Origin of the sequence: Myroides odoratimimus (assembly GCF_038039805.1) — a bacterium.
Classification (GTDB): Bacteria; Bacteroidota; Bacteroidia; order Flavobacteriales; family Flavobacteriaceae; genus Flavobacterium; species Flavobacterium odoratimimum_B.
Genome location: NZ_JBBPHK010000004.1, coordinates 157028 through 174030 on the forward strand (window position 1 = coordinate 157028; position 17003 = coordinate 174030).

General features: G+C 33.9%; 15 protein-coding genes. 11 read left to right on the plus strand and 4 right to left on the minus strand.

Annotated features, from left to right (window positions below):
- Positions 1–342: 342 nt before the first annotated feature.
- The 6 genes from nhaA to AABL85_RS05580 all read left to right on the plus strand — a co-directional run bounded on the left by nhaA (position 343) and on the right by AABL85_RS05580 (position 8602).
- Positions 343–1698 carry a Na+/H+ antiporter NhaA gene (gene nhaA, locus AABL85_RS05555; RefSeq protein ID WP_286436870.1) on the plus strand — a complete coding sequence of 452 codons (1356 nt, stop codon included), beginning with the start codon at positions 343–345 and terminating at the stop codon, positions 1696–1698.
- Between the two features lie 133 nt (positions 1699–1831).
- Positions 1832–3463: an ABC-F family ATP-binding cassette domain-containing protein gene (locus AABL85_RS05560; RefSeq protein WP_041889619.1), complete on the plus strand. Its 1632-nt coding sequence runs from the start codon at positions 1832–1834 to the stop codon at positions 3461–3463.
- A gap of 378 nt (positions 3464–3841) precedes the next feature.
- Positions 3842–5230: a TolC family protein gene (locus AABL85_RS05565; protein ID WP_286413679.1), complete on the plus strand. Its 1389-nt coding sequence runs from the start codon at positions 3842–3844 to the stop codon at positions 5228–5230.
- Positions 5231–5245: 15 nt separating this feature from the next.
- Complete coding sequence (locus AABL85_RS05570) at positions 5246–6232, plus strand: HlyD family secretion protein (RefSeq protein WP_341309432.1); 987 nt, start codon at positions 5246–5248, stop codon at positions 6230–6232.
- A gap of 56 nt (positions 6233–6288) precedes the next feature.
- Positions 6289–7410, plus strand: coding sequence for an ABC transporter permease (locus tag AABL85_RS05575; protein WP_286419380.1), 1122 nt, complete (start codon positions 6289–6291; stop codon positions 7408–7410).
- A complete protein-coding gene (locus tag AABL85_RS05580) occupies positions 7403–8602 on the plus strand; it encodes an ABC transporter permease (protein ID WP_341309433.1) in 1200 nt (399 codons plus the stop codon). Before AABL85_RS05575 ends, AABL85_RS05580 begins: the two co-directional genes overlap by 8 nt.
- 69 nt (positions 8603–8671) lie before the next feature.
- On the opposite strand, the gene AABL85_RS05585 is transcribed toward AABL85_RS05580, so the two are convergent.
- Positions 8672–9511, minus strand: a complete 840-nt coding sequence (locus tag AABL85_RS05585; RefSeq protein ID WP_341309434.1) for a DUF6929 family protein — start codon at positions 9509–9511, stop codon at positions 8672–8674.
- Positions 9512–9581: 70 nt separating this feature from the next.
- Between AABL85_RS05585 and AABL85_RS05590 the strand changes: the two genes are divergently transcribed.
- Positions 9582–10457, plus strand: coding sequence for a PPK2 family polyphosphate kinase (locus AABL85_RS05590; protein WP_341309435.1), 876 nt, complete (start codon positions 9582–9584; stop codon positions 10455–10457).
- Between the two features lie 55 nt (positions 10458–10512).
- Here the strand turns inward: AABL85_RS05590 and AABL85_RS05595 are convergent, their stop codons facing one another.
- On the minus strand, positions 10513–11040 hold the full coding sequence (locus AABL85_RS05595; RefSeq protein ID WP_341309436.1) for a hypothetical protein: 528 nt from the start codon (positions 11038–11040) through the stop codon (positions 10513–10515).
- A 140-nt stretch (positions 11041–11180) separates the two neighbouring features.
- On the opposite strand from AABL85_RS05595, the gene AABL85_RS05600 reads away from it, so the two are divergent.
- Both AABL85_RS05600 and AABL85_RS05605 read left to right on the plus strand, forming a co-directional pair.
- Positions 11181–12554 carry an MATE family efflux transporter gene (locus tag AABL85_RS05600; protein WP_286419375.1) on the plus strand — a complete coding sequence of 458 codons (1374 nt, stop codon included), beginning with the start codon at positions 11181–11183 and terminating at the stop codon, positions 12552–12554.
- A gap of 7 nt (positions 12555–12561) precedes the next feature.
- Entirely contained in the window at positions 12562–12813 is a 252-nt protein-coding gene (locus AABL85_RS05605; protein ID WP_341309437.1) for a hypothetical protein, read from the plus strand.
- A gap of 26 nt (positions 12814–12839) precedes the next feature.
- Here AABL85_RS05605 and meaB read toward each other — a convergent pair whose 3' ends face one another.
- On the minus strand, positions 12840–13937 hold the full coding sequence (gene meaB, locus AABL85_RS05610; protein ID WP_286436875.1) for a methylmalonyl Co-A mutase-associated GTPase MeaB: 1098 nt from the start codon (positions 13935–13937) through the stop codon (positions 12840–12842).
- Positions 13938–14072: 135 nt separating this feature from the next.
- On the opposite strand from meaB, the gene AABL85_RS05615 reads away from it, so the two are divergent.
- On the plus strand, positions 14073–15317 hold the full coding sequence (locus AABL85_RS05615; RefSeq protein ID WP_286413662.1) for an MFS transporter: 1245 nt from the start codon (positions 14073–14075) through the stop codon (positions 15315–15317).
- A 54-nt stretch (positions 15318–15371) separates the two neighbouring features.
- Positions 15372–15575 carry a hypothetical protein gene (locus AABL85_RS05620; protein WP_341309438.1) on the plus strand — a complete coding sequence of 68 codons (204 nt, stop codon included), beginning with the start codon at positions 15372–15374 and terminating at the stop codon, positions 15573–15575.
- Positions 15576–15638: 63 nt separating this feature from the next.
- Here AABL85_RS05620 and mgtE read toward each other — a convergent pair whose 3' ends face one another.
- A complete protein-coding gene (gene mgtE, locus AABL85_RS05625) occupies positions 15639–16952 on the minus strand; it encodes a magnesium transporter (protein ID WP_286413657.1) in 1314 nt (437 codons plus the stop codon).
- Positions 16953–17003 lie beyond the last annotated feature (51 nt).

A 17003-nucleotide genomic window follows, 5' to 3' on the forward strand; every position in this document is an offset into this window, starting at 1 on the left:
TTTAAGACAAAAAAAATAAAAGTAGTGTTTGTATAATTTTGGCTGTTATTCCATTGAAAAATAACAAGACAGACTAGAATATGGTAGTGCTATAGTTTCTTTATTTTTTAAACAGTCTATGAAAAGGTAAGGAGATATTTTTTAGATTGATAAAAAAAGTCATGTTTTTTTGTATTAAGAGCAAGGAGTTTAAGGAACAGTTCTATTTAATTATTAAATGTGAATTATTTAAAATAAAAAGTTTATTGCTGATGTAAATTTAGTTATTTGTAAAAAACACAGTAGAAATTTGTGTAAAATGCGAAGAAAATATATATTCGCTATTATTTATTTTACAACATAATGGAAGATCAAATTAGAGAGACACCTGCAGACAAGTGGATTGCAAAACCCATGAGTAGATTCATGAGTAAATCTACGTCTGGTGGGGTAGTATTATTTTTAGCTGCTGTATTTGCTATTTTTATGGCAAATTCGCAATGGGCAGATGCTTACATGAGTTTTTGGGATGATAACCATATTGGGTTTTCATTAAATGATATGACTTTAAACCACTCTTTAAAACATTGGGTGAATGATGGTCTGATGGCTATTTTCTTCTTTGTGGTTGGTTTAGAATTAAAACGTGAGTTAACTACTGGAGAATTATCATCTCCTAAGAAGGCGATGTTACCTATTATCGCTGCTATCGGTGGTATGGCTGTACCAGCTTTAGTATATACTGTATTTAATGGTGGAACAGATGCGGCTCATGGATGGGGAATCCCGATGGCTACAGATATTGCCTTTGCATTAGGAGTATTATATTTATTAGGTGATAAAGTACCTACTTCGTTAAAAGTGTTTTTGACAGCTTTAGCGATTGCGGATGACTTAGGAGCAGTACTTGTTATCGCTATGTTCTATACAAGTGACTTATCTCTAGCTAATCTAGGTATGGGGTTAGGGTTCTTCGGATTATTAGTAATCAGTAATCTAGTGGGAATTAGAAATACGATATACTACGCGATCATCGGTATCGGTGGGGTATGGCTATGCTTCTTGTTATCAGGGGTACACGCTACTATCGCAGCAGTATTAGCGGCATTCGCTATACCAAGTACAGCAAAGGTACATGAATCGTACTTCGTGTCTAAATTAAATATGCTGAGAGATCGTTTTAGCAAAATAGATCCAGATGATAAGATTCCTAACCTTACAGGAGATCAGATGGAATGTGTGCACGATATTAAAGATTTAGCTACAGATGCGTTACCAGCTTCTATTCGTTTAGAGCACAGTATGCATAATTTTGTAGCATTCTTTGTGATGCCAGTGTTTGCGTTAGCTAATGCAGCTATTCCGATTAGTATAGGAGACGGTGGATTAAGTGCTGTGACATTAGGTGTAGCATTCGGTCTATTAGTAGGAAAAGTGTTAGGAGTTTCAGGATTAACAGCATTATTAATAAAGCTTAAAGTGGTAGCAATGCCTAAGGGAATGACTTATCTTAACTTATTAGGATTAGGATTCTTAGCAGCGATTGGATTTACGATGTCATTATTCGTTACCGAGTTAGCATTTGATATTAATATACATCCAGAGTTCCCAGATCAAGCAAAATTAGGTATTCTAATTGCTTCAGGTCTTGGTGGTATCATAGGATATGTATTACTATTTATGTGTGGTAAGAAAACGGGAGTTCAAGAAGAAGTCTAGTGATGATACTATAAAAATATAAGGCTCTGTAAATTAAATTTTACAGAGCTTTTTTATTAATTAAAATGTAGTAGATGGTACTTAACAAATACTATATTTGCAACTTAATTCAAAAACAGATATACAGAGTTACATGATTACAGTTAACGATATTTCAGTTCAGTTTGGTGGTACTACTTTATTTAGTGGTGTCAATTTTTCAATTAATGAAAACGACAAGATTGCTCTTATGGGAAAGAATGGAGCAGGAAAATCTACTTTATTAAAGATAGTAGCAGGTGTGAATAAACCTTCAACAGGGAATATATCAGCACCTAGAGAAGCTGTGATAGCCTATCTTCCACAGCACTTATTGACAGAAGATAACTGTACTGTAATGGAAGAAGCGTCTAAGGCGTATGCGAGTATATTCTCTATGAAAAAAGAGATCGATGAGCTTAATGAAGAGTTGACTGTTCGTACAGACTATGAAAGTGATGCTTATATGAAGTTAATCGAGCGTGTATCTGAGTTAAGTGAGAAGTTCTATTCTATAGAGGAGGTGAACTATGAAGCAGAGGTAGAAAAGATATTAAAAGGATTAGGTTTTACGAGAGAGGATTTTACAAGACCTACTTCTGAGTTTAGTGGGGGATGGAGAATGCGTATCGAGTTAGCAAAAATTTTGTTGCAAAAGCCAGATTTGATTTTACTAGATGAGCCTACGAACCACATGGATATCGAGAGTATTCAGTGGTTAGAAGATTTCTTAATCAATCAAGCTAAAGCGGTAATGGTCATTTCTCACGACCGTGCTTTCGTAGATAATATTACCAATCGTACAATCGAAGTAACGATGGGTAAAATATATGATTATAAAGCGAAGTATTCTGACTATTTAGTATTGCGTCAGGATAGACGTGCTCATCAGCTAAAAGCGTATGAGGAACAGCAAAAAATGATTGCAGAAACTACAGAATTTATTGAGCGCTTTAAAGGGACGTATTCTAAGACATTACAAGTGCAGTCTCGTGTGAAGATGCTAGAGAAATTAGAAATCATAGAGGTAGACGAAGTAGATAACTCTGCTCTTAGGCTGAAGTTTCCTCCTGCAGCACGTTCTGGTCAATATCCAGTAGTAGTGAACGAATTGTCTAAATCGTATGGAGATCATGTCGTATTTAAAAATGCGAGTATAGTAGTAGAACGTGGGCAGAAAGTATCTTTCGTAGGAAAGAATGGGGAAGGTAAGTCTACTATGATTAAGGCTATTATGAAAGAAATAGAGTTCGAAGGAAGCTTAGAGATAGGACATAATGTACAGATTGGTTATTTCGCACAGAACCAGGCATCTTTATTAGATGAGGATTTGACTATTTTCGAAACTGTGGATAGAATAGCAGAAGGAGATATTAGAACACAGATAAAAAATATCTTAGGAGCATTTATGTTCTCAGGTGATGATATTCACAAGAAAGTAAAAGTATTATCTGGAGGAGAGAAGACACGTCTAGCAATGGTAAAACTATTATTAGAACCTTATAATGTATTGATTCTGGATGAGCCTACGAACCACTTAGATATGAAGACAAAAGATATCATCAAAGCAGCTTTAAAAGAATTCGAAGGGACTGTGATCCTTGTATCACACGACCGTGACTTCTTAGATGGTCTAGCAGAGAAGGTATTCGAGTTTGGAAATAAGAGAGTATTAGAACATTTCGAAGATATCAAAGGATTCTTAGAAATGAAGAAGATGGAAAATCTTAGAGAAATAGAAAAATAAAATAGTAAAAGAGCATCCAATAATGGTTGCTCTTTTTTTGTATTTTAAAGTTTAGTTTTTAAATAGAGGTAGAGTGGCATATCTTTTGAGTTTTATTATTCTTATAGAATAGTTGTATTCTAAATAGATAAGTATGATTAAATATAGGTAATAAATTGAATATTACAATTATTGGGTGGTAATCAATAGATTATCTCTGAAGTATATCTTTTATTTCATAAAAAGTATTGTTATGTTCTGTATTGCTTATTGCTAAAAAGGGCGTTTAATCATTTTTAATTGTATTAAAAAAGTTTAAATTTATAGGTAATTTTACGTAAAATATAATATTAGGAGTATAGTCTCTATATTTGCAATATATAAATAGAAAGTATGTTCATGAAGCGATTAGATTTAAGGGATTATTTCTCTGTAGTAGGGGGAATATTATTCTTTATAGGTATGTCTAGTTCTGTGTATGCACAGGAGAGTCTGTCATTTACAGATGCGTATAATAAGATGTACCAAGATAATAGTCTTATTAAGGCAGTAGAAAAACAGGAAGAAGTACACCATTATAAATGGCAAGCTACTAAGGGGCTACGCTATCCTTCTGTACGTGCATTCGGAGGAGGACTATACCTTAGCAAATCGCTAGGAGTAGATCTAAATGGACTAAAGAATGGAATAGGAGATTTTATTCATTTACCTAATCCAGATGTCTTAGGTAATTGGTCTAAGTCATTTAATAAAAAAGATATGGTTTTTGGTGGATTTATGGCTACTTGGCCTCTTTATACAGGAGGAAAGATTAATGCTGCTATAAAGGCACATGAGATAGAGAGTAAAATAGGGGAGAAAGACTTAGAAAAAACGAAAAATAAGTTAATCACTGAATTAGCACAGCGCTATTATTCTGTGAAGTTAGCTGAAGAAGCTGTAGCTGTAAGAAGAACAGTCTTAGAAGGGATGAATAAACATCTACACGATGCGACTAAGCTAGAGGAACACGGTATGATAGCAGCTGTAGAAAAGATGAGTGCTGATGTGGCAGTATCAGAAGCTAATAGACAGTTAGATGGAGCGCTAAAAGATGCTAAGTTAGCGAGATTAGCCTTAGCAAATACTTTAGAAGTAGATGAAGTAACAGCTGCTTTAGACAGTGATTTCTTTTCGATACCTCAGTTAGAGAACGTTGACTTCTTTCAAGGTTCTGCTGTAGAAAATTATCCAGAACTACAAAAATTAGTGTTGCAAAAAGAGCTAGCTGATCAAGGGGTAAAAGTAAAGCAATCTGCTAATTATCCAACAGTTTTTGGATTCGGACAAACAATATTAGCACATAATAACCCTATCTTAATAGGAGAGAAAGATAGTAAGCCGTGGGTAGTAGGGATAGGTGTTAGTTATACTTTATTCGAAGGGTTTAAAAATAAGAATGAAATCAAAGCTGCTAAGGCAACTAGAGAGAGCGTAGAGCTATTCGAAACGAAAGCGAAGAGTGATGTGAAGATGTTAGTAGCTAAGCTGTATCAAGATATCCAAAAGCAGGAAGATCAAATTAAAAGTCTTAATGTACAAGAGAAATTAGCTGAGGAATATCTACGCGTTAGAAGTAAGGCATTCTCGGAAGGGTTTGCAACATCAACAGAAGTAGTCGATGCAGAGATGAATCTGTCTGGTGTAAGGCTAATGAAACTACAAGCCAATTATAATTATGCTATAGGGGTGGCATCTCTTTTCGAAGTAGCAGGATTAAGTCATGATTTTTTACAATACACAAAATAATATAAGCTTTAAAAGATGAAAAATAAAGTTGTAAGTGCAATGGTTGCTATCGTTATAGTGCTTTTAATTTTAATTATATCACTATGGTATATGAGTGCTCCATCAGAATCCTATATTCAAGGCCAGGTAGATGCTACACAGATAAATGTGGCTTCTAAGATACCTGGACGTGTAGAAGATATTTTAGTAAAGGAGGGACAACAAGTTAAAGCTGGGGAGTTGTTATTAAAAATAAGTACTCCTGAGATAGATGCTAAGCTACTACAGGCGGAATCAGCTAAACAGGCTGCACAAGCAATGGATGCTAAAGCAAATAAAGGAGCTAGAGGAGAAGAAGTATCTGCGACTTATAATATGTGGCAACAAGCAAAAGCTGGGGCAGAATTAGCAGAGAAGACTTATAATCGTGTAGATAATTTATATAAAGAGAAAGTAGTACCAGCTCAAAAAAGAGATGAAGCATATACACAGTTTAAGGCATCACAAGAGGTAGAGAAAGCGGCTTATGCTAAGTATCAAATGGTACAAAAAGGAGCTCGTGTAGAGGATAAGGCTGCAGCATTAGCTATGGTAGGACAGGCACAAGGTGCTGTGAATGAAGTACTGTCTCTGAAAGGAGAAGGTGATGTAAAAGCTCCACAACAAGGAGAGGTATTGACTATTATGCCTAATAAAGGTGAGATAGTGAATTCTGGTTACCCAGTGGTTAATCTAGTAGATTTATCAGATGTGTGGGTATATTTTAATATCAAAGAGAATCTAATGCCTAAGTTTAAGATGGGAAGCAAGTTTACAGCTAAATTTCCTGCTCTAGGTGATGAGGTGGTGGAATTAGAAGTACAGTATATTGCTGCTCAGGGGGATTATGCTACTTGGACTGCGACGAAAACAAAAGGTGATTTTGATATGAAAACGTTCTTAATTAAAGCTTACCCAACTAAGAAGGTAGAAGGACTTAGACCAGGTATGAGTGCTTTAGTATTAGAAAGTAGTTTGAAATAAAGGATGTAATGACTAAAACAGGTTTTTTATCTATATTTATTAGTGAATGTAAAAGGATGTTTACATCACCACGGTTACTTGTCTTGATGATAGGTGTACCTGTGATGTTATTCTATTTTTATTCGTCACTGTTGAGTCAAGGGATTTCACGAGATCTCCCAGTTACTTTATTAGATTTAGATAAAAGTAAATTGTCTCGTCAGTTAGGGCGTATGATCGATGCTACAGCTAGTATGGACATTGCTTATGAGGTAAGTGATGAGTTAGAAGGTCAGCAGACGATTAGGAGAGGAGATTCCTTTGCTTTAATTATAATACCAAAGGACTTTCAGAAAAATGCTCAGAAAGGTGTTTATACTAATGTAGTGTGTTACTATAATGGCCAGTATCTATTGCCTGCAGGATTAATACAAAGAGACTTCCAAATGGTAGCAGGTAGCCTAGCTGCTGGGGCAAAGATTATAAGTTTACAACAGAGTGGACTGATGTCAGAACAGGCTGTAGCTACTGTAGTTCCTACAGGGACGAATAGTCATGTACTGTATAATCCATATACAAGTTATGGGTACTATCTGACACTCGCTTTTATGCCGATGTCATTTCAGATTATTATTATGGTCATCTCCATTTATGTTTTTGGATCTGTCTTGAGATATAATAAAGGAAAAGAATTATTAGAACAGAGTAATGACAAGGTATTCGTAGCGGTGATAAGTAGAATATTACCCTATACCTTATTGTTCTGTTTAATGGGGTTCATGATGAATAGTTTACTTTATTACCGAATCGGAGTTCCTTTTAAAGGAAACTTCTTCGTTATTAATTTATTCTTCTGTTCTTTCGTGGTGGTATGTCAGAGTATGGCCTTCTTTATGGCTTCTATCATGTCTAGTCTTAGAACAGCATTGACTATAGGAGGATCTTATGCCGCTCTAGCTTTTTCTTTTGCTGGATATACATTCCCACCAGAAGGGATGAGCGCATTCATAAGAGGGTTTAATTATATTTTTCCATTCCACTCTTATATGCGTTTTACAGTTGATTATGCCATTAAAGGATTTCAATATAATAATATACAACAGAATTACATCATCACACTTGCCATATTTGTATGTGTAGGATTGTTGTGTATCCCATTGTACTATAAAAAATTGAAGAAAGGAGGGTACGATGTTTAAAGGTCTAATAGCTAACTTCGCTTTAATTACAGAAGCGTGTAAACGAGAGTTTAAACTAATCTTTTCGGATTCGGCTGTAGTGATGTCCTATATGCTATCTTTTATGTTAGTTGGATTCTTCTACTCTTATGTTTATTCACATGAGAACTTTGATGACTTACCTATAGCAATCGTAGATCAGGATCAAGCTAAGCTAGGGCAACAGGTTAGTAGAATGATAGATGCTACACATCAGTTAAAGGTAGTGTATCATACAAGTGATTTTGATGCGGCTAAGGAAGTATATGATAAAGGTGAAATAAGAGGTATTATTATGATACCAAAAGGTTTTACTCGTGATATGCAAAAGGGAGAAGTACCATCTATCTCTGTATATGCAGATGCGTCTTATATGCTCTATTATAAACAAACTATAGGAGCTGTGATGGTCTCTATGGGAACGTTCAATGCGCAAGTAGAAGTGAACAAGGCAATGGCTAAAAGTACGCCAATGGATCAGGCTATTGCTACTAGACGTCCGTTTAATGTCACGGCTGTACCTCTTTATAATATTAATGTAGGATATGCTACATTCGTTATACCAGTAGTGTTTATCATTGCGTTGCAAACATTACAATTGACTGGTATGGGAATTATGGGAGGAACACTTCGTCAGAACGGGATGTTTGCTCAGGTCTTCTCTTATGCAGAAAAAAGACGTTTTAGCAATGTTTTTTTAACTTTAGGAAGAGCCTTGACTTATTTGATTATTTCAATGATATTACTTCTAATAGGATTGCTTATTATCATGCATGTTTATAATTTGCCCCAACGAGGAAATATATTTGAGATTATGATTTTTTTGATTCCTGTTATATTGTCTATTACATTTATGGGAATGACTTTAGTAAACTTCTTTAAAAGAAGAGAGGAGGCGATTATGAGTGTCACAGTATTCTCTATTCCGGCTCTAATGCTTAGTGGTACTTCATGGCCTACAATAGCCTTTCCAGCTTGGATAAAAGGTATTTCTGTGTTGGTACCAAGTACGTTAGGAGTAAAAGGATTTATATCTCTTACACAGTTCGGAGCATCACTGACAGAAATTAGCGATGTCTTTATTAAAATGTGGGGTATTTGTATTTTTTATTTTATCTTTGCCGTCTGGACCAACAGAAGGTTAAGACAAACGAAAACAACTAATTCAATATAGCTTTAGAGCTAATAAAATTAAAAAAGCAGAAGTATTACTTCTGCTTTTTTATTTCGATAAAAAGAAGCTTTAATTCTTAATTGTTAGCTTGTATATTCCCGATTCGTTTTTGTCATTATCTGGGTCTTCACATAGTAAGAATTCTAAGTTTTTTCCTTCTTGACTATATAGGGTTAAACCTTCGAATTTATGTGTGTTACTTATGGTTAATGTCTTTTCTACTTTTAATTTTTTGGTATCTATACGTCCTAGTATAGTTCCTTTAATCTCTCCATCAGCATAGGTTGATTGGCCATCTTCTGCAGCAGCTAAGAAGTATATTTTGTCCTCTACTTTAACAGCATCTGTAAAGCTAGTCTGTACTCTGCTAAGTTTAGGTAATTTGATTGGAGTATAAGTGATTTGAAAATCATTTAGAATGTTGTTTCCTTTTACTACGAATATTCCACTAGCCCCTTTAGGTCCATTTCCTCGATTAAAGAAATACCATAGATCGTTGTCAAAAATAACGCCTTCTATATTAAAGTCAGCATCACTTAAATTAGCAAAACTCTTCATAGAATCATATAGAATGTCTAATTCGTTTTCTGAAAGGACTTCGTGTGTCAGACCATTTACTTCTACTAGGTTTATTCTATTAGATTTAGAACCAGAGCCAAAAATGTAATAGTTTAATCCATCTGTAGTGATTGCTTCATAATCAGGTTTAATAGCTTTCTCTATATTCTCTTGACTTAGATTGTCACTTGATAAAGAAGTTTTATAAAGATGATTATTTTCTAAACTATAATGATAGAAATAAGTCGAATTGTCAGAAATGATATGGAGTTGGTTATCATTATACACTAAGCCAGATGCAGCTCCAATGCCTAATATCTGGAAAAGTAGTTCAAGTGCAATTTGTTTCATGGAATAAATGTTATATAAAAGCTGAGTAAATTAAAATAAAATAGTAATTTAAGCTTAAAAATTTCTGAGAATGAATATAGAGGAAAAATATAGAATAGACAATAAAGTTGAATTAGAAAAATTATCAACTGTACCTGATTTGAATTTATCAATGACAAAGGCTTTTCGAAAAGTAGAAAAACTGAGTCGTAATTTAGGTAAGTTTCAGGATGTGATGTATGCTCATAATCGTTATAGTGTACTAATCTGTATACAGGGAATGGATACTGCAGGAAAGGATAGTTTAATTAGAGAAGTTTTTAAGGCTTTTAATGCTAGAGGGGTAGTGGTGCAAAGCTTTAAGAAACCTACGTCTTATGAGTTAGAGCATGATTATATTTGGAGACATTATGTGGCTTTGCCTGAGCGAGGGAAGTTTACCGTATTTAATCGTAGTCATTATGAGAATGTATTGATTTCTAGAGTTCACCCTCAAGTAATTTTAAATGAAAGAATACCTGGTATTAATAAAGCAGAAGATATTACAGAAGAGTTTTGGGACAAACGTTATGAAGAGATTAATAATTTTGAGAAACATATCAGTAATAATGGAGTTATTGTCTTGAAGTTCTTTTTACACTTGAGTAAGAAGGAGCAGAAGAAAAGAATATTACGTCGATTAGAAAAAGAAAAACACAATTGGAAGTTTGAACCTAGTGATATTAAAGAAAGAGAATACTGGGATGATTATCAAAGATTTTATGAGGAAGCTATTAATAGAACATCTACACAAGAATGTCCCTGGTATGTTTTGCCTGCTGATGATAAGGCTTATTGCCGTTATGTCTTTGCTAAGATATTAGAAGAGGTGTTTAGTAAATATGACGATATCAAATTGCCTAAGCTAGCTCCTGAGATTCAGAAGGATTTGGATATGTATATTGAAAAATTAAAGAACGAAGAATAAGATAATCATAAAGCCAATTCAATTATTGAATTGGCTTTATTGTTCAGTTATGTTTCTATTTCTTTTTGCTTTTCTTTTTTAAAGAAAATCCGTAGGCTACACGGACAGCAAGTTGATCAGTGTTATAATCATTGTAGTTCTCATAGCGAAGACTTACATCTACATAGCGATTAGCAAAACCGATAGATGGTGACCAAATAAAGGTGTTTCCCATTCCTGAGTGAGTACCGATACCTGCTCCTAATTCTCCCATAGCATAGATGTTTTTGTTTAAAAACTGTTTAAATCCTGCTTTTATAGGGACTAATCCTAAATCTCCTTCATCTCCATTAAATAAATGAGTATAACCTGAAGTTAGAGTAAATGAGGTTTTTTGACTAACGTCATATTGGATTCTAGCATCTACACCAAGTGCAGCATCATATTTAGAATCTAAAGGCATGCCTCCGTTTAGACCAAAACCTACTCTAAATCCTCTAGGATAGTAAGGTTTGTCTTTCTTTTGAGCTGCAGCTGGCATTGCAACTAAAATAGCACTTAGTGCAAACACTGTAAGTGAAATTTTTTTAGTGAGTTTAATCATGAGGATTGTGTCTTTATTTTGTTGTTTGAGAAAAATATACCGCAATAAACTTGCCATTTGAAAAGACGTTTTTGTTTATTCATGTAATTAGAGGAATGAGTTTACACTTACAGTCGTTATATTTGCACAAAAATTTGTAAATGAATTTATCTGTATACTATAAAGAATTTGGGTATAATATACGTTTAGCTTATCCTATTATATTAGCGATGCTTGGACATACCATAGTCGGAGTGATTGATAATATAATGGTTGGGAAAATAGGGGCTACAGAATTAGCTGCAGCATCTTTAGCTAATAGCTTTGTTTTTATAGCAGTGGCTTTAGGTGTCGGATTTTCAACAGCTTTGACTCCTTTAGTAGCGCATAGTGATGCTGAAAAAGATGTACAAGGTGGAAGAAGTATCTTTATTAATGGTTTAGCATTATGTACTATTTTAGGAGTAGTGTTATTTAGTATTATCTTTTTTGCAAAGCCTCTATTAATGCATATGGGGCAACCAGAGGAGGTAACGATACTTGCAAAACCATTCTTAGATATTGTAGCTTTGTCTTTGATTCCATTAGTAATGTATCAATCTTATAAGCAATTTGCAGATGGTAAATCACAGACTAAAAATTCTATGTATGCAACGATAATTGCAAACTTAACGAATATACTGTTTAATTATTTGCTGATTTATGGTGTGTGGATTTTCCCCGAATTGGGGATGCTAGGGGCAGCTTATGGTACACTTATTTCGCGTATTGTGATGATTGTTTACATGCATTTCGCTTTGAAGAAACAAGAAATATTTAAACCTTTCTTATTACAAATTAAGTTTTATGAAATCAAAAAGGAGATGTTACTTAAAATTACCAAAATTGGAATTCCTTCAGGAATGATGAGTTTTTTTGAAGTAGCACTTTTTGTAGGAGCAGTATGGTTATCGGGCATGATAGGTACAGAAGCACAGGCAGCTAATCAGATAGCATTGAGTATGTCTTCAATGACTTTTATGTTTGCAAGTGGATTAAGTGTTGCTGCTATGATTAGAGTCGGTAATCAGAGAGGTTTAAAGGATTATGTGAAGTTAAGAGTAGTAGCACGATCGATTATTTTAATGGCTATAATTATTTATACAGGGTTTGCTCTTCTTTTTGTTTTATTTCACCAATATATTCCAATGTTATTTTTAGATAATAATAGTATTGAAAATGCTGTAATGAATCAAGAAGTGATTAAATTAGCTGGAATATTATTGCTTGTAGCTGCGGTCTTTCAAATATCTGATTGTATACAGGTAGTGACACTAGGTGCATTAAGAGGGCTTCAAGATGTAAATGTTCCTATGGGAATTACGTTTGTATCATACTGGATTATAGGATTCCCTATATCTATTTATTTGGGGTTATATACAAGTATTGGAGCTGCTGGAATATGGATAGGCCTTTTAGCAGGATTAACTACTGCTGCAATATGCCTTTATTGGCGTTTTCATACATTGTCAAATAGATTAATAAATAATAATTAGAAATAATATGGAGTTACCAAAATTTGTACTAGCTGATAATACTGAGTATCCTGAGGATATTTTTATCATACATTTAGAATTTCCTAGATTTATCATCAATTTAAATACTGATGAGGTTGAATTCTTAGAAGCAATAGAAGAGTCTGAAGAAGCTGAAATAGAAACTGAAATGGAAGGGTTAATCGTTAAAGCAGGAGAGTTTTACGAAAGAGAAATGGAGCGTTATGTAGATGATGAAGAGTTAGACGAAGAGGACTAATTTAAAATAAGCTAAATCTTACTAAATTATTTAGCTTGTGATTTAAAATATAAATCCAAGATCTTATGAGCAGCTGCAAATGGTGATAATTCACTGTTTTGCACTGCTGTCTTATTTTTGGTAAGCATTGTTTTTACTTCAGGATGATTATAGAAATTCATCAGTATATTCTCATTAATCGTTTCCATCATCCAATATTGATTTTGTTCTTGACGTCTGTTATCGAAGTAACCATTTTCCTTAGTCAATGTAATGTATTGTATAATGATATCCCAGATCTCTTGTATTCCTGTGTTTTCGATAGCACTACATGTACTTACCTTTGGTGTCCATCCAGAAGGCTTTTTAGGAAAAAGATGTAAAGCCCTATTGTAATCTAGTTTAGCCATATGAGCTCTTTTTATATTTTCCCCATCAGCTTTATTGATAATAACAGCATCAGCCATTTCCATAATACCTCTTTTTATTCCTTGAAGTTCATCACCAGCGCCTGCTAGATTAAGTAGTAAGAAAAAGTCAACCATACTCTGTACAGCAGTTTCACTTTGTCCTACACCTACAGTTTCTACTAAGATGGTGTCAAAGCCGCATGCTTCACATAAGATTATACTTTCTCTTGTTTTTCTAGCTACTCCGCCCAAACTATCTCCTGATGCTGATGGTCGTATAAAAGCATTTTCTTCTCTTACTAGCTCTTCCATACGTGTTTTATCTCCTAAGATACTTCCTTTCGTAATGCTACTACTTGGATCAATAGCTAGTACAGCTACTTTCTTACCTAGGCTGGTCAGCAATAGACCAAAAGCCTCTATGAATGTACTCTTTCCAACACCAGGAACACCCGTTATACCAATACGTACAGATTTATTAGCATAAGGAAGACATCCTTGAACTATTTCATCCGCTTGTGTGTGATGCAATGGATTTAAACTCTCGATAAGTGTAATTCCTTGACTTAAAGCTACTTTGTCTTTGGCTATAATTCTTTGGATGATTTCATCAGTAGATATCTTTTGTCTACGTCTAGCTTGAAACTTACTTATAGCATCTTGATCTGTAGTATTAGGTTGTTCAATACCTTTGTTTTCAGTTAACGCTGATTTATTATAATTATGCTGTGACATTTTTAAGAATCTATTGTGTTGGTATAATGATAAAAGGTAAAAGTACTAAAAATAGGTATATTTCGAAATTTATTTGAACGGTTAGGTCAGTATGCATACAACCTATTATATTTGGGCTTAACGAAAAACGACGTAATGAATACTAAACTTTTTGCACCCAAAACATTAGTAAACAAAATCAATGAACAAACAGTAAACCAAAAAACAGTCTTTCCAATCCTATTGGCCATAAGCTTTGGACATTTATGTAATGATTTTTTACAAGCTATAGTTCCAGCAGTCTATCCACTTTTAAAGACTAACTATAACTTGACATTTGCACAAATCGGGATGATTACTTTTTGTTATCAAGTTTCTTCTTCTTTACTTCAGCCCTTAGTAGGTACTTATACAGATAAACATCCAAAACCTTATTCACAAATGATTGGTATGATTTGCTCTATGTTAGGGGTAATCTTACTTAGTTATGCGCCTTCTTATGCTATGGTATTATGTGCTGTGATATTGATAGGGGTGGGGTCATCTATTTTTCACCCAGAATCATCTAGAGTGTCCTATGTAGCATCAGGAGGTAAACGCAGTTTAGCTCAGTCTATTTTTCAGATAGGTGGAAATACAGGAACAGCTCTAGCTCCATTATTAGTGGCTTGGGTAGTTTTACCAAAAGGACAACAACATTTACTATGGTTTTTGGTTGTTGGTTTTATTGCTCAATTTGTATATGCTTTTATTGGAGGGTGGTATAAAGATGTATTAAAGAGTCAAGTAGGAAAAAAGAAGAAAGTTATTCGTATTCCAGAACTTTCTAAGTTAAGAGTGTGGACTTCTATTGTCGTTCTATTATTACTAATTTTTTCTAAGTATTTTTATGTAGCTAGTATCTCTAGTTACTTCCAATTTTATACAATGGATAAGTTTGGAATTAGTGAAGTACAAGCGCAGGTTTACCTTTTCTATTTCTTGTTAGCTGTGGCAGCAGGAACTTTAATAGGTGGTTTCTTTGGTGATAAGGTAGGACGTAAATACATTATTTGGTTCTCAGTATTAGGAGTAGCTCCGTTCACGATGTTACTACCTTATGCTTCTTTAGAATGGACAGGTATATTAATTGTTATTATTGGTTTAATTCTATCTTCTGCATTCCCATCTATTTTAGTATATGCACAAGAGCTATTACCACGTAAAATAGGTATGGTATCTGGTTTATTTTATGGTTTTGCTTTTGGTATGGGAGGTTTAGGATCTGCTGTTCTAGGATGGTGGGCTGATCGTACTTCTATTGAGAATATCTATATGATTTGTGCTTATTTACCTTTAATAGGTATTATAGCCGCTCTGTTACCAAATATGAAAAAAGTCAAATTTAGAGAAGAGGAGTAGTATCTATTAATTTAAAGTGTATCTTTAAGAGAATCAACTTTTAACCTAGATGTTATGAAAGTAGCGTATATTACACTATCGATAAGTATATTATTTATTTCTTGTGAAACAAAAGATAAATTGACTTCAGATAAAGACAAATATAAAAAAGAGTATGAGCAAGCTTTAGTTAGTTATAATAAAAATAATGAGCCTCAGATTTATAATAACTCTAATGCTCCTGTATTAGAAGCTGAAAAACCTCTTATCTTGAAGTAAATTAATATAAAAAAGGCGAGTGAACAGTTGTGTTTACTCGCCTTTTTTAGTTATACTTATTTATTACAATATCTTTCCTGATAAGAACATTGCTGCTATAGAGAAGTAGATTATTAAACCTGATACATCCACTAGAGTAGCAACAAATGGTGCTGATGCTGTGGCTGGATCCATTCCAAATTTTCTCAATATAAAAGGGATTAATGAACCAGATAAGGTACCCCATAGTACAATGAATAATAAGGAAACAGAAACACTTAGTCCAATAGCAATCCAATGCTCTCCGTAGTCATATATTCCTGCTTCTTGCCAAATGAAGATTCTTACAAAACCTATAATTCCTAAAATACCTCCTAGCATAACTCCTGACGCAATCTCTTTTCTCATTACATACCACCAGTCACTAAGTTTTAATTCCCCTAATGCCATAGCACGTATGATAAGAGAAGCTGCTTGAGAACCAGAGTTACCTCCACTAGATATAATTAAAGGAACGAATAGCGCTAATACAACTGCCTTCTCTATTTCATCTTCAAAATGCCCCATTGCAGAAGCAGTTAACATTTCTCCTAAAAATAAGATAATTAACCAACCAGCTCTTTTTCGTACTAATTCGAATAGTGGTGTATGTGTATAAGATAAATCTAACTCTTCCATACCCCCGAACTTTTGGATATCTTCTGTATCTCGATCTTTAATAGCATCTAAAATATCATCGAAAGTTACTATCCCTACTAGTACTCCACTTTCTGTTATGATAGGTAGTGCAGAACGATCATATTTTTCGAATATATCAAAAGCATCTTCTGTTTTTGTTGTGCTTGTAATAGAAGCAAATGTATTGTCTATTAAGTCTGCTATTAGTGTATTTTCATCTGCTAGAACTAATTCACCTAGTTTTAAGTCATCAATTAATCTATTGTGATCGTCTACTACATATATATAGTTTAATGTTTCTGCCTTTTTACCATATATCTTAATATGATCTAAAACTTGTCTAACTGTCTTGTTAGCTTTCGTTTGTATATATAAAGGAGTCATTAAACGTGCAATACTATCTTCTTTATAGCCTATTAAGTTAAGTGCTATTTGTTTTTCTTTATCGTTTAATAAGTTGATAGAGTATTTAATTAATTCATCTGGAAAATCTTCTAATAACTCAGTACGGTCATCAGGTTCTAAGTTATTTAGTACATCGGCATAGTCTTCTCTAGTCATGCTACGTACTATTTCCTCTTGAATATTAATATCTAAAAAGGAGAATACTTCAACTTTTAAGTCAGGTGAAAGCTTTAGAAACGCAAGGTTTCTATCGGTTCTTTTCATCTCTGTAATTGCTTCAGCAATATCTGCTGGGTGCATGTCTTTAAAAGTCATAGATCGAAGTTTATGAAGTAGTTAGTATAATATTTTCTTAAAAACTATGCA

Coding starts and splice junctions, on each gene's coding strand:
- AABL85_RS05620 (WP_341309438.1), top strand. CDS start 15,372: ATGAAAGTAGCGTATATTACACTATCGATAAGTATATTATTTATTTCT.
- AABL85_RS05580 (WP_341309433.1), top strand. CDS start 7,403: ATGTTTAAAGGTCTAATAGCTAACTTCGCTTTAATTACAGAAGCGTGT.
- meaB (WP_286436875.1), bottom strand. CDS start 13,937: ATGTCACAGCATAATTATAATAAATCAGCGTTAACTGAAAACAAAGGT.
- AABL85_RS05595 (WP_341309436.1), bottom strand. CDS start 11,040: ATGATTAAACTCACTAAAAAAATTTCACTTACAGTGTTTGCACTAAGT.
- AABL85_RS05565 (WP_286413679.1), top strand. CDS start 3,842: ATGAAGCGATTAGATTTAAGGGATTATTTCTCTGTAGTAGGGGGAATA.
- AABL85_RS05575 (WP_286419380.1), top strand. CDS start 6,289: ATGTTTACATCACCACGGTTACTTGTCTTGATGATAGGTGTACCTGTG.
- AABL85_RS05570 (WP_341309432.1), top strand. CDS start 5,246: ATGAAAAATAAAGTTGTAAGTGCAATGGTTGCTATCGTTATAGTGCTT.
- mgtE (WP_286413657.1), bottom strand. CDS start 16,952: ATGACTTTTAAAGACATGCACCCAGCAGATATTGCTGAAGCAATTACA.
- AABL85_RS05560 (WP_041889619.1), top strand. CDS start 1,832: ATGATTACAGTTAACGATATTTCAGTTCAGTTTGGTGGTACTACTTTA.
- AABL85_RS05600 (WP_286419375.1), top strand. CDS start 11,181: ATGAATTTATCTGTATACTATAAAGAATTTGGGTATAATATACGTTTA.
- AABL85_RS05590 (WP_341309435.1), top strand. CDS start 9,582: ATGAATATAGAGGAAAAATATAGAATAGACAATAAAGTTGAATTAGAA.
- AABL85_RS05585 (WP_341309434.1), bottom strand. CDS start 9,511: ATGAAACAAATTGCACTTGAACTACTTTTCCAGATATTAGGCATTGGA.
- AABL85_RS05605 (WP_341309437.1), top strand. CDS start 12,562: ATGGAGTTACCAAAATTTGTACTAGCTGATAATACTGAGTATCCTGAG.
- AABL85_RS05615 (WP_286413662.1), top strand. CDS start 14,073: ATGAATACTAAACTTTTTGCACCCAAAACATTAGTAAACAAAATCAAT.
- nhaA (WP_286436870.1), top strand. CDS start 343: ATGGAAGATCAAATTAGAGAGACACCTGCAGACAAGTGGATTGCAAAA.